Below are 12988 nucleotides of genomic sequence, written 5' to 3' on the forward strand. Positions count from 1 at the left end.
ACTTACGCCACCTTTCTCTTTTGTCTGAGCTTATCTTTAAATCTTCGTACAGGAAGACTGTCTAACGAGTTTGCAAGGATCGCTGCGACGAGAAGTCCAGCATTGATTGGCCACATACCAACAGCGGCAGGGATTCCGCCATCTTCTAATGCTGATTTAGTCGCACTAATCGCCAAGAAATACGCCAAATAAATTAGGATCGCGGGCCCCATCTTCGCAAAACGACCTTGCCGTGGATTCACAGCCGATAATGGAACCACCAGCATTGTTAATAGCGGAATACACACCACCAAAGAAATACGCCATTGCAATTCAGCTTGCGCTTTAGGGCTCGGGTTTTTCATCAATTGCATCGTCGGAATCGCTTCCCAATCGCGATCTTCATGTTCGACTTCCCGTTGCCCGATTAAACCTTGGTACTGCTCAAACGTGGTGATCATATAATTCACCTGCGTTGGAACACCTTCATAACGAGTACCGTTGTACATTGTAATCACTTGGCGCCCATCACTCAGCTCTTTTACGTCCCCTGAATTAGAGAACATAACACTTGGCAAAACAGACTCTCTCGGTGTTAGTTGAGCAACAAACACATTCGACAATTTCTTGTTTTCAATGTCATCAATAAACACAACCGAAGAACCATCTGGTGAACGTTGGAATTGCCCTTTTTGCAGCAGATCAACACTGTTATCCGCAGATAATTGCTCCATTAATTGAGCAACTTTATCTTGACTCCAAGGGGATAACCACCACGAGTTAAAGGCCGCAGCAGCTGACGTGATTAGCGCCAGATACAATGCAGCCCGAACTAAAAATTTATTACCAATGCCTGTGGCATTCATCACGGTAATTTCGCTTTCCGCGTACAAACGACCAAAGGTCAGCAAAATACCTATATACAAACTCAATGGCAGCATCAAAAGCCCCATTGATGGCATATTCAACCCTACGACAGATAAAATCATTCGTGCAGGAATTTCGCCATCAGAAGCATCAGCTAAAACCCGGATAAACTTCTGGCTCAGAAACACTAGAAAAAGTACAAAAAAGATAGCAAATTGACTCTTTAGTGTTTCGCGGATCAAATATCGGACAATAATCACGCTGAAATTACCTATACAAAACTTGTTTTTTTGATTGAATCACTATAATTTCTCGTTGAACCTTTTATTTTTGAAATTTTCACTATTTGTTAGCACTCAACTTTAAAAGGTAGTTCCCTTTAGGGATTCAACAAGTAAGAGTGCATTATCCAACATTTAGTTCTATTTGTCTTTAGGATGTAGGAGTACGCATGGAGTTCAGTGTTAAAAGTGGTAGCCCAGAGAAACAGCGTAGCGCATGTATCGTTGTGGGTGTATTCGAACCACGCCGCCTTTCTCCAGTGGCTGAACAACTCGATAAGATCAGTGACGGATATATTAGCTCACTGCTTCGTCGCGGAGATCTGGAGGGTAAACCGGGACAGATGCTACTGCTGCATCAAGTACCGGGAGTTCTGTCTGAACGTGTTTTGCTTGTTGGCTGTGGTAAAGAACGCGAACTGGGTGAACGTCAGTATAAAGAAATTATTCAAAAAACAATCAGTACATTGAACGAAACAGGTTCAATGGAAGCCGTATGCTTCCTAACTGAGTTACATGTCAAAGGTCGCGATACCTATTGGAAAGTACGCCAAGCGGTTGAGGCTACCAAAGATGGTTTATACACATTCGATCAATTCAAATCCGTAAAACCCGAGACTCGCCGCCCACTACGTAAATTAGTATTTAACGTACCAACGCGCCGAGAATTGAACTTAGGTGAGAAAGCGATCGCGCATGGTCTTGCGATTGCATCAGGTGTAAAAGCCTGTAAAGACCTTGGTAACATGCCACCAAACATCGCAAACCCTGCATACCTTGCTTCTCAAGCTCGTCGCCTTGCAGATGATTACGAAACTGTCTCGACCAAAATCATTGGTGAGGAAGAGATGGAAAAACTGGGCATGTATTCTTACCTAGCCGTAGGTCGTGGTTCGAAAAACGAATCCATGATGTCGGTAATTGAATACAAGGGCAACCCAGACGAAACCGCAAAGCCTATCGTGCTTGTGGGTAAAGGTCTGACTTTTGACTCAGGCGGTATCTCATTGAAACCAGGCGCAGGCATGGACGAAATGAAATACGATATGTGTGGTGCAGCTTCGGTATTCGGCGCAATGAGAGCGTTGGCAGAAATGAACCTGCCGATCAATGTTACTACTGTGCTGGCTGGATGTGAAAACATGCCTGGTAGTCAAGCGTACCGCCCGGGTGACATCCTAACCACAATGTCAGGTCAAACTGTTGAAGTATTGAATACCGATGCGGAAGGCCGTTTAGTACTTTGTGACGCATTAACATATGTTGAACGTTTCGAACCAGAATGCGTTATCGATATTGCAACTCTAACTGGCGCATGTGTTGTGGCTCTTGGTCACCATATTAGTGGCGTGATGGCGAACCATAACCCACTTGCCCATGAAATCGTGAACGCTTCTGAACAAGCAAGTGATCGTGCATGGCGTCTGCCTCTAGCCGACGAGTACCACGAACAACTAAAAAGCCCATTTGCTGATATGGCAAACATTGGTGGTAGTCCAGGTGGTGCCATTACTGCAGGTTGTTTCTTATCGAAATTTGCTAAGAAATATAACTGGGCTCACATTGACATTGCAGGTACAGCATGGAAATCTGGAGCAGCAAAAGGCTCAACCGGTCGTCCGGTCTCTTTGCTTGTCCAATTCTTGCTTAACCGCAGTGGCCTTGAGACGGAAGAATAATCTCAATAAAAGGGCCGCAAGGCCCTTTTTTAATGCTCATAACGGATTTTTTTCATGGCAATGGCAACTTTTTACATCGTCAAAGATAACTCACCTCAAGTCCACACTGCAGGGCTTGAACAATATGTCGTGTTTCTTTGCCAACACTTTGCAAATCAAGGTGCAAAAGTTTACCTACAATGCCAAGATAAATCCCATGCAGAGCATTTCGCTGAGCTCTTTTGGCAAGTGGAACCGAGTGTATTCATCGCCCACAACTTGGTGGGTGAAGGGCCTAAATATGGTACTCATATTGAAATAGGCCATGTTGGTGCAAAACCGTCTTATCAACGTCAATTAGCAATAAATGTGGCGGATAATCAGACAACCTTTGCGCACAACTTCGCTGAAGTGATAGACTTCGTTCCTTGTGAAGAAAATGCGAAACAACGGTCTCGAGAGCGATATAAACTCTATCGCCAAGCAGGATATCAACTGCAGACTATCGAGATTCAATATCCATAACAGTTCATCCTTATAGTTAAGCTCTCTTGACCAGAGAACTCACTTATGAAGATTGACTGAATTAACCATCAAAGTATCCATCTAAGAGCACTATGGAAAAGACATACAACCCAACATCTATCGAACAAGATCTGTATAAGACTTGGGAAGAACAAGGCTACTTTAAGCCACACGGTGATACGACTAAGCCTGCTTACAGCATCGTTATTCCGCCACCAAACGTCACTGGTAGCCTACATATGGGTCACGCCTTCCAAGATACCATCATGGATACTCTGATCCGTTGTCAGCGTATGAAAGGCAACAACACTTTGTGGCAAGTGGGTACCGACCACGCGGGCATCGCAACCCAAATGGTCGTAGAGCGTAAGATTGCTGCTGAAGAAGAAAAGACCAAACACGACTACGGTCGCGATGCTTTCATCGACAAAATTTGGGAATGGAAAGGCGAATCTGGTGGTAACATCACACGCCAACTTCGTCGCCTAGGCGCATCTGTCGACTGGGATCGTGAACGCTTCACTATGGATGAAGGTTTCTCAAACGCAGTACAAGAAGTGTTTGTACGCCTATTTAAAGAAGACCTGATCTACCGTGGTAAACGCCTTGTTAACTGGGATCCAAAACTGCACACAGCGATCTCAGATCTAGAAGTTGAAAACAAAGATAAAAAAGGCCACATGTGGCACTTCCGCTACCCGCTAGCAGATGGCGTGAAAACAGCAGAAGGCAAAGACTACATCGTTGTTGCAACCACTCGTCCAGAAACCATGCTGGGTGATACTGGCGTTGCGGTTAACCCAGAAGATCCACGTTACAAAGATCTGATTGGTAAAGAAATCCTACTTCCTATCGTTGATCGTCGTATTCCTATCGTAGGTGACGAACACGCCGATATGGAAAAAGGTACTGGCTGTGTGAAAATCACCCCAGCGCACGACTTTAACGACTACGAAGTTGGTAAACGTCACAACCTACCAATGATCAACATCTTTACTCTAGATGCGAACGTTCGTAATGCTGCAGAAGTGTTCACAACTAAAGGTGAGCCAAGCGATGTTTACGCAACTGACATTCCAGAGCGTTACCAAGGTATGGAACGTTTTGCAGCACGTAAAGCGATCGTAGCGGAATTTGAACAGCTTGGTCTTCTAGTTGAAATCAAAGATCACGATTTAACTATTCCTTACGGCGACCGTGGTGGCGTAGTTATCGAACCAATGCTAACTGACCAATGGTATGTACGTACTGCAACTCTTGCAGAACCTGCAATCAAAGCCGTTGAAGATGGCGATATCCAATTCGTACCACAACAATACGAAAACATGTACTTCTCTTGGATGCGTGACATTCAAGACTGGTGTATCTCTCGTCAACTTTGGTGGGGTCACCGCATCCCTGCATGGTACGACGCAGAAGGTAATGTTTACGTAGGTCGTAGCGAAGAAGAAGTTCGTCAAGAAAATAACCTGTCAGCAGACGTTGCACTACGTCAAGACGACGACGTTCTTGATACTTGGTTCTCTTCTGCACTGTGGACTTTCGGTACTCAAGGCTGGCCAGAACAGACGCCTGATCTTGCAACCTTCCACCCAACTGACGTGTTGGTAACAGGTTTCGACATCATCTTCTTCTGGGTTGCTCGTATGATCATGATGACCATGCACTTCATCAAAGATGAAGACGGCAAGCCACAAGTACCATTCAAAACCGTTTACGTAACCGGTCTAATCCGTGACGAAAATGGCGACAAGATGTCGAAATCGAAAGGTAACGTACTTGACCCAATCGACATGATTGACGGTATCGATCTTGAGTCTCTAGTGACTAAGCGTACTGGCAACATGATGCAGCCTCAATTGGCAGCGAAGATTGAGAAGAACACACGTAAGACGTTTGAAAACGGTATCGAAGCCTACGGTACAGACGCACTACGTTTCACTCTTGCAGCAATGGCATCGACTGGTCGTGATATCAACTGGGATATGAAACGTCTAGAAGGTTACCGTAACTTCTGTAACAAACTATGGAACGCAAGCCGTTACGTAATGATGAACACAGAAGAGCAAGACTGTGGCTTTGCTGTAGGTGCTGAACTTGAGTACTCACTAGCCGACAAATGGATTGAATCTCAGTTTGAATTGGCAGCGAAAACGTTCAACGAACATATCGACAACTTCCGTCTAGATATGGCAGCGAACACGCTATACGAATTCATCTGGAACCAATTCTGTGACTGGTACCTAGAGCTAACTAAGCCGGTTCTATGGAAAGGTACAGAAGCTCAGCAACGTGCGACTCGCCGTACACTGATCACTGTTCTAGAGAAAACTCTTCGCCTAGCACACCCAGTGATCCCATACATCACTGAAACTATCTGGCAAAGCATCAAGCCTCTAGTAGACGGTGTATCTGGTGAAACCATCATGCTGCAAGCACTACCTCAATACAACGAAGCGAACTTCCACCAAGAAGCGCTCGATGACATTGAGTGGGTGAAAGCTTTCATCACTAGCATCCGCAACCTACGTGCTGAATACGACATCAACCCTGGTAAACCACTAGAGGTAATGTTGAAAGCGGCTAACGATGTTGACGCAAACCGTCTAGAAACATGTAAACAAGTGCTTGTTTCTCTAGCGAAACTAGAAAGTGTACGTGTGATTACTGATGGCGAAACGCTACCAGCATGTGCAACGGCACTTGTGGCGAAATCTGAACTGCTTATCCCAATGGCAGGCTTGATCGACAAAGATGCAGAACTCGCTCGTCTAGCGAAAGAAATCGCCAAAACTCAAGGTGAAATCAAACGCATCGAAGGCAAGCTAGGTAACGAAGGTTTCGTAGCGAAAGCACCTGAAGCAGTTATCGCGAAAGAACGTGAGAAGCTAGCCGGTTACCAAGACGCTCTGGCGAAACTAGAAGAGCAAAAAGTGACTATCGCAGCACTTTAATCTCACTCTAGAAACGACAAAAGGCAGCCTCGGCTGCCTTTTTTGTTGTCTCTTTATCTCTTTACTAGATAAGATCAAGATGTGATTAAGAGTGGGATTCACACACAGAATCAAACCACGCGGTTTTGCTCTTTGCCTTGCAAAAAGGCGTCGATATTCTCAATCAAAATCTCAGCTAAACGGGTAATCGCCGAATCACTGCCCCAAGCGACATGTGGCGTTAAAATCAGATTCGGTAAATCCGCATTAGCAATTAATGGATTGCTCTTATCCGCCGGCTCTTGAGTGAAAACATCCACACCAGCCCCTGCAATCACACCTTGTTTAAGCGCAGCAACTAATGCAGACTCTTCCACTAAGCCTCCGCGACCGGTATTGATTAATAGCGCCGAAGGCTTCATCTGTGCGAGCTCTGCTTGACCAATCAAATTACGAGTGTGCTCGCTTAAAGGACAATGCAGAGATACGACATCCGCCTGTGCTAACACCTGTTCAAAAGGAAGATACCCAGAGCGACACTCGGTTTTACCTTTGTGTTCAGCAAACACCACGTTCATACCCAACGCTTGTGCCACCAGCGCTAAAGACTGCCCTAACACACCACCGCCAATAATGCCCAACGTTGAGCCAGCAATATCACCAATGGGATGAGTAAAGAAACAAAATTGATTATTACGTTGCCACTCACCCGCCATAATGTCTTGATGATAGCCACGCAAATTTCTACGCAGAGCAAATATTAGCGCAATCACATGTTCAGGCACCGATTTCGTCGCATATCCCTGCACGTTTGCCACCGCAATACCATGCTCACGACAATAATCGATATCGACGTTATTAAAACCTGTCGCGGAAACCGCGATAAGTTTCACTTGTGGAAGTTGGGATAACACCGCCGCATCCAGCACGACTTTATTGGTGATGATGACATCGGCACCTTGGCTGCGTTCTACCGTCTGATCTGGAGAGGTAAAATCGAATTCGCGCCAATGATGCTCGAGAGAAAGTGTAGGAACAACGATCTGTTCAGGGATCGTTGCTCTATCGAGAAAGACGATGGTGGGTGTAGACATATGAACTCCATGTCCGTTCCCCACCAAGCTTAAGGATGAGGTAACGTTTTGTAATCAGGTAACTTACGTTCAGGATCGAAATGCTCGAAGATCTCTTCTTTCGCCTCTGGATAAAAATCACAAGGAACGAAGATAGAACGTAACCAATGGCTACGAGGATGATAAAAGCTCAACTCTGCCGCATGCAAGTGCAAACGGTCAGAAAAATCAATCGCTTCTTGATGAGCATAAAACTCATCGCCAACTATCGGATGCCCAATCGCCAACATGTGTACACGCAGTTGGTGCGAACGTCCTGTCACGGGTAACAAACGCACTACTGAGGTTTTCTCTTCGCGCTTCACCACTTGATATAACGTCTTCGATGGCTTGCCATCTTCAAAACACACTTTTTGTCTTGGGCGATTAGGCCAATCACAGATCAAAGGTAAATCAATTTCACCTTCGTCTTGTTCTGGATGTCCCCATACTCGCGCGTAGTAAATCTTATGTGTCAGACGATATTGAAATTGCTTTTTCAATGCGGCTTCTGAGTGTTTATCTTTAGCAAACACCATCAATCCAGAGGTCGACATGTCAAGACGATGTACCACTTGAATACCTGGATACTCTTGTTCCAATCGACTCCACATGCTGTCGTAATGCTCTTCCAAACGCCCAGGAACAGATAACAATCCTGATGGCTTATTTACCGCCAAGATGTATTTATCCTCAAACACTACATCGATCCAAGGGTCAACCGGGGGATGGTACTCCGTCATCGCCATGATTATTTCGCTCTAAATTAGTAAAAAACGCGGCATTATATACTGAAAGGCAGCCTCTGGGCAGAGGCAGCACGACTGTTCCGCACATACCTATTCATCACTCTCTTTTCACCATTTATATTTTCTAATTCCCTCAATGCAGGGGTTTAAACCAGTTATTCCTATGGTTTTTTGCAGCCAAGCAGAATAAAAAACCAGTAGTAAATTATTTTTAGCACATGCGTAAATAATGATTGACACCAAGTCGACATATGATATCAATCATAACTCTTGACAAGAAAAAGAGGCCAATAAATGGCCCTATTTAATCACAACAGTAAAGCACTACGCTAAAGGAATTCCCATGGAAAATGCCGTTCCATACTCTGCGCAAAAAACAGGCGCATTACGCCAACTTATTCAATCACTGGGCCCCGGAATCATGATGGCTGCCGCAGCCGTTGGTGGCTCACACCTTGTCGCATCAACCCAAGCCGGAGCCATCTATGGTTGGCAACTTGCGCTACTGATTTTGTTAGTAAACCTGTTTAAATACCCATTCTTTCGCTCTGGCGTGCAGTACACAATCGGTACCAATGAAAGCCTAGTCGAAGGTTATTCAAAAATGGGCAAACCTTATCTATGGCTATTCTTCGCATTGAGTTCAGTGTCCGCAATTGTGAACACGGCAGCTTTACTACTATTTAGTTCGAGTCTACTAAGTTACTTTATTCCTTTTCAATTATCGATGAACGTCCTTAGTGCCATTATTCTTGCCACCTGCTTACTGATTCTGTTTGCTGGGCAATACAAAGCTCTAGATACCTTGGCAAAAGTGATTATGGCAGTATTGACTATCGCGACATTGCTTGCATTGGTATTTGCCGTAACAGGACCGACTCACACACCGGTAGATACAGCCACCACATCTCCTTGGACAATCGCAGCCATCGGCTTTCTAGTGGTAACTATGGGCTGGATGCCAGCTCCGATTGAAGTATCAAGTATTAGCTCTATGTGGCTCAAAAGCCAAGCAAAGCAAACCAACGTAACGGCAAAATCGGCACTGTTTGATTTCAATGTGGGTTACATTGGCACGGCATTGTTAGCCCTTGTGTTCTTAGCTCTTGGTGCGATTGTATTGCACGGTAGCGGAGTACAGTTGGCTAAATCGGGAGTGGGTTTTACTCATCAATTAGTGGGGATCTACGCGTCAACGATCGGAGAATGGTCACGCTATTTGATCGCAGTGATCGCGTTCTTCTGTATTTTTGGTAGTACGATCACAGTGATCGATGGTTACTCTCGTGTACTGGCTGAGTCACAACGTTTATTGAAAAATGAATCATCACAAAGCCCCAAAGTATTTCAAGGGTGGATGATATTGGTATCGGTATTGGCACTTGCGATCATCTTATTCTGGGCCTCTGCACTGTTACCTATGCTCAACTTTGCGATGATTATGGCTTTTGTCACCACACCGTTTTTCGCCCTATTGAACTACATTTTGGTCACACGAACCCCATTACCTAAAGAGCTTGCGGTAGGGCCGAAACTCAAAGCACTCTCGATTGTTGGGTTAATCTACTTGTTCGGTTTCCTTACTGTATTCATTTGGTGGAAATGGTTGATGTAACCTATCTCCAACGTAACAAAAAGGCCTTCCATCGGAAGGCCTTTTTGTTTTCATTTATGGGCAACGAATTTAGTTATGGGCTACAACAATCAGGCGTAGTGAGTCCAGTTGACACTGAGCACGACCGATGAAATCCGTAAGCTCTGTAATTTGCTCCTGCAATGCCGCGATTTCCTCGTCACGAATATTCGGGTTCACCGCTTTCAGAGCCAGCATTCGATCCAACTCTCCGTTGAGTTGCTGCTCCATCTCTTGCTGAGCTTGTGCACGGATATTGGCAATTTGAGCTTCGGCTATTGGCATACCAGCTTCAATCAAATCATGAACTTGCGTTTGTACCGAAGTAACCAGTTTACTCGCAAGATGACGATTCACCGGACTCAATTGGCGGTTAAATCCTTCAAACTCCACTTGAGCAGAAAGGTCATTACCCTTGCCATCAAGCATCACACGAACAGGCGTTGGTGGAAGGAAACGAGTGATACCACTGCGTTTAGGAGCTTGAACGTCCACCACATACACCAATTCCATCAAGATAGTACCAACAGGTAGAGCTTTGTTTTTCAGCAGCGATACCGCGGAAGTGCCCACTCCTTCACTCATCAACAGGTCAATACCACCTTGAATCATTGGGTGTTCCCAAGTGATCAATTGCACGTCTTCACGTGCCAGAGCGGTCTCACGATCAAAGGTCACGGTTGCGCCTTCAGGATTCAAACCAGGGTAGCTTGATACCATCATATGCTCTGTTGGGTGCAAAATAATCGCATTGTCACCACGATCATCTTGATTCAATCCAACTGTATCAAACAGGCTAATGGCAAAAGTTACAAGATTAGTATCACCATCGGTTGCAGCAATTTGCTCTGCAATGCGTTGTGCTTTTTCGCCACCATTTGAATGCATTTCTAAGAGACGGTCACGACCTTGTTCCATCTGCGCTTTAAGTACTTGATTTAGCTCTTGAGATTCTTGAACGATCTCATCCAAACCATCAGTAGAAACACTGGCTAACAGCTCAATCAAACGCTCTGCACAACGATCATAGATAATACGACCAGCAGGACAGGTCTCCTCGAACGCATTTAAGCCCTCATGGAACCAACGCGCCAAGATCTCTTGAGCTGTTCCTTTTAAGTAAGGCACATGGATATCAATGTCTTGGGTTTGACCAATACGGTCTAAACGACCAATACGCTGTTCAAGTAAATCAGGGTTGAACGGCAAATCGAACATTACCAGTTGGTTAGCGAACTGGAAGTTACGCCCTTCTGAGCCAATTTCGCTACAGATCAAGACCTGTGCACCACCTTCTTCTTGCGCAAAATAGGCTGCTGCTTTATCGCGCTCAAGAATCGACATGCCTTCATGAAATACGGTAGCTCGAATACCTTCACGCTCTCGCAATGCTTGCTCAAGTTGCAAAGCAGTACTTGCTCGTGACGCAATCACAAGGATCTTGTCGCTACGCTTTTCTTTAATCTTATCCAATAACCAGTTCACACGAGAATCGAACTGCCACCAGCTTGACTCTTCCCCTTCAAACTCTTGAAAGATCTCTTCTGGATAGAGCATTTTTATTGCACGAGCTTCAGAACTAAGCTTACCGCCAATCATTCCAGCAACACGCATTGACGTCTCGTATTGCGCAGGAATATCCATCGGCAACAGATGAACATGACGTACAGGGAAGCCTTTCACGCCTGCACGAGTATTACGGAACAGTACGCGACCAGTGCCATGGCGGTCCATCAAGTTGGTAATCAGCTCTTGGCGAGCGGATACTTTTTCTTCTTCGCAAGCGTTGCTTTCCAAAACGTTAAACAGCGGTTCAACATCTTGCTCACCTAACAGATCAGTAATGTCATTTTTCTCGTCATTCGCTAATGGCTGACCAGAAAGAAGATTAGTTACTGCATTCGCCACAGGCGCGTATTTTTCTTCTTCTTCAACAAAAGCTTCGTAATCGTAGAAACGGTCTGAATCAAGCAAACGCAAACGAGCAAAGTGACTTTCACGGCCTAGCTGTTCAGGTGTTGCGGTAAGAAGTAATACCCCAGGGGTTTGTTCAGCCAAGGCTTCAACAACTTGGTACTCCCGGCTTGGATTATCTTGGCTCCACTCAAGGTGATGCGCTTCATCCACCACTAAAAGATCCCAATCAGCCTCAAGTGCTTGTTCTAAGCGACGACGACTTTTACGTAAGAAATCTAACGAACAAAGGACAAACTGTTGCGTATCGAATGGGTTATCTGCTTCAGCAAACGCTTCAACACAACGCTCTTCATCAAAAATCGAGAAATGCAAATTGAAACGACGCAGCATTTCCACAAGCCACTGGTGCTGCAATGTTTCCGGTACCACAATCAGAATGCGTTCTGCGCGACCAGAGAGCACTTGTTGGTGAATGATCATGCCTGCTTCGATGGTTTTACCTAAACCCACTTCATCGGCAAGTAATACTCGAGGAGCGTGACGACGTCCAACTTCATGAGCAATGTACAACTGATGAGGAATCAATCCGGCACGCATACCACACAGACCACGCATAGGGCTTTTTTGCTGCTGATATTGATTGTTGAGTGCACGGTAACGCAACACAAAGTTGTCCATACGATCAATTTGACCAGCAAACAACTTATCTTGCGGTTTATTAAAACGAATTTGGTGACTCAAAAATATTTCACGTAAAGCAATTCCCTGCTCTTGAGTATCCTGACGAGTGCCTTGATAGGTCAGCACACCCTGATCTTCAATGACTTTATCAACTTTTAAAGACCAGCCTTCTTGGCTATCTATGGTATCTCCAACATTAAAGGCAACTCGTGTCACAGGAGCATCATGGCGCGCATACACACGATTTTCCTCTGATGCAGCAAACATCAAAGTCACTGTGCGAGCATCGATTGCTACTACTGTACCTAAACCTAAATCGCTTTCTGTATCGCTTATCCAGCGTTGCCCCAAAGCAAAAGTCATGAATCGACTACCTCTTTAATTTGGATTGGATATAAATGTGCGTCATTGAACTACGGCTGTAAGGACTGATTATGACGTGTCCTGAACCGCTGTGCAGAAAAGGTCGCTAATCTTACTCGAAGGCGTGATTTAGGTCACGAGCAAACACCGAGAATTCCAGCTTTTTTCTGCTTTTTTCTCATTCATTACGCGATTGACATAAAACGGTAAAAGAGAGCTGGCATTTCTATCAAGGTTGCTATACTGATCTTGTACGAGCACGGCACCTGTTTTTACAGAGTTGGCACGGA

Annotated in this window: 8 protein-coding genes; 4 read left to right on the plus strand and 4 right to left on the minus strand. The window is 45.1% G+C overall.

The genetic code is table 11. The features are described 5' to 3' along the window. Nucleotides 1-2 precede the first annotated feature (2 nt). Nucleotides 3-1106: an LPS export ABC transporter permease LptF gene (gene lptF, locus JCM16456_RS13435; RefSeq protein WP_068715157.1), complete on the minus strand. Its 1104-nt coding sequence runs from the start codon at nucleotides 1104-1106 to the stop codon at nucleotides 3-5. 191 nt (nucleotides 1107-1297) lie between these two features. On the opposite strand from lptF, the gene pepA reads away from it, so the two are divergent. The 3 genes from pepA (at nucleotide 1298) to JCM16456_RS13450 (ending at nucleotide 6264) form a co-directional block, all read left to right on the plus strand. Next, the gene (pepA, locus tag JCM16456_RS13440) at nucleotides 1298-2806 is read left to right on the plus strand and encodes a leucyl aminopeptidase (RefSeq protein ID WP_068715159.1); all 1509 of its coding nucleotides are present in this window, start codon (nucleotides 1298-1300) and stop codon (nucleotides 2804-2806) included. A gap of 54 nt (nucleotides 2807-2860) precedes the next feature. Beyond that, nucleotides 2861-3310: a DNA polymerase III subunit chi gene (locus JCM16456_RS13445; protein WP_068715161.1), complete on the plus strand. Its 450-nt coding sequence runs from the start codon at nucleotides 2861-2863 to the stop codon at nucleotides 3308-3310. A 92-nt stretch (nucleotides 3311-3402) separates the two neighbouring features. After that, nucleotides 3403-6264: a valine--tRNA ligase gene (locus tag JCM16456_RS13450; RefSeq protein ID WP_068715163.1), complete on the plus strand. Its 2862-nt coding sequence runs from the start codon at nucleotides 3403-3405 to the stop codon at nucleotides 6262-6264. Between the two features lie 110 nt (nucleotides 6265-6374). Here JCM16456_RS13450 and JCM16456_RS13455 read toward each other — a convergent pair whose 3' ends face one another. Together JCM16456_RS13455 and rluA are read right to left on the minus strand one after the other, a co-directional pair. After that, on the minus strand, nucleotides 6375-7337 hold the full coding sequence (locus tag JCM16456_RS13455; protein WP_068715165.1) for a D-2-hydroxyacid dehydrogenase: 963 nt from the start codon (nucleotides 7335-7337) through the stop codon (nucleotides 6375-6377). 29 nt (nucleotides 7338-7366) lie between these two features. Then, nucleotides 7367-8104 carry a bifunctional tRNA pseudouridine(32) synthase/23S rRNA pseudouridine(746) synthase RluA gene (gene rluA / locus JCM16456_RS13460; protein ID WP_068715167.1) on the minus strand — a complete coding sequence of 246 codons (738 nt, stop codon included), beginning with the start codon at nucleotides 8102-8104 and terminating at the stop codon, nucleotides 7367-7369. Between the two features lie 343 nt (nucleotides 8105-8447). Here rluA and JCM16456_RS13465 point away from each other — a divergent pair, with 343 nt between their 5' ends. Next, entirely contained in the window at nucleotides 8448-9719 is a 1272-nt protein-coding gene (locus JCM16456_RS13465; protein ID WP_068715169.1) for an NRAMP family divalent metal transporter, read from the plus strand. Between the two features lie 69 nt (nucleotides 9720-9788). On the opposite strand, the gene rapA is transcribed toward JCM16456_RS13465, so the two are convergent. Beyond that, nucleotides 9789-12698 (minus strand): RNA polymerase-associated protein RapA, encoded by a 2910-nt coding sequence (gene rapA, locus JCM16456_RS13470; protein ID WP_068715172.1) that lies wholly within the window; start codon nucleotides 12696-12698, stop codon nucleotides 9789-9791. Nucleotides 12699-12988: the final 290 nt, after the last annotated feature.

This window comes from Vibrio tritonius (assembly GCF_001547935.1).
GTDB classification, from domain to species: domain Bacteria; phylum Pseudomonadota; class Gammaproteobacteria; order Enterobacterales; family Vibrionaceae; genus Vibrio; species Vibrio tritonius.

Bases quoted from the DNA above. Each gene is read 5' to 3' on its own strand.
- rluA (WP_068715167.1), bottom strand. From the start codon at position 8,104: ATGGCGATGACGGAGTACCATCCCCCGGTTGACCCTTGGATCGATGTA.
- JCM16456_RS13445 (WP_068715161.1), top strand. From the start codon at position 2,861: ATGGCAATGGCAACTTTTTACATCGTCAAAGATAACTCACCTCAAGTC.
- JCM16456_RS13455 (WP_068715165.1), bottom strand. From the start codon at position 7,337: ATGTCTACACCCACCATCGTCTTTCTCGATAGAGCAACGATCCCTGAA.
- JCM16456_RS13450 (WP_068715163.1), top strand. From the start codon at position 3,403: ATGGAAAAGACATACAACCCAACATCTATCGAACAAGATCTGTATAAG.
- JCM16456_RS13465 (WP_068715169.1), top strand. From the start codon at position 8,448: ATGGAAAATGCCGTTCCATACTCTGCGCAAAAAACAGGCGCATTACGC.
- pepA (WP_068715159.1), top strand. From the start codon at position 1,298: ATGGAGTTCAGTGTTAAAAGTGGTAGCCCAGAGAAACAGCGTAGCGCA.
- rapA (WP_068715172.1), bottom strand. From the start codon at position 12,698: ATGACTTTTGCTTTGGGGCAACGCTGGATAAGCGATACAGAAAGCGAT.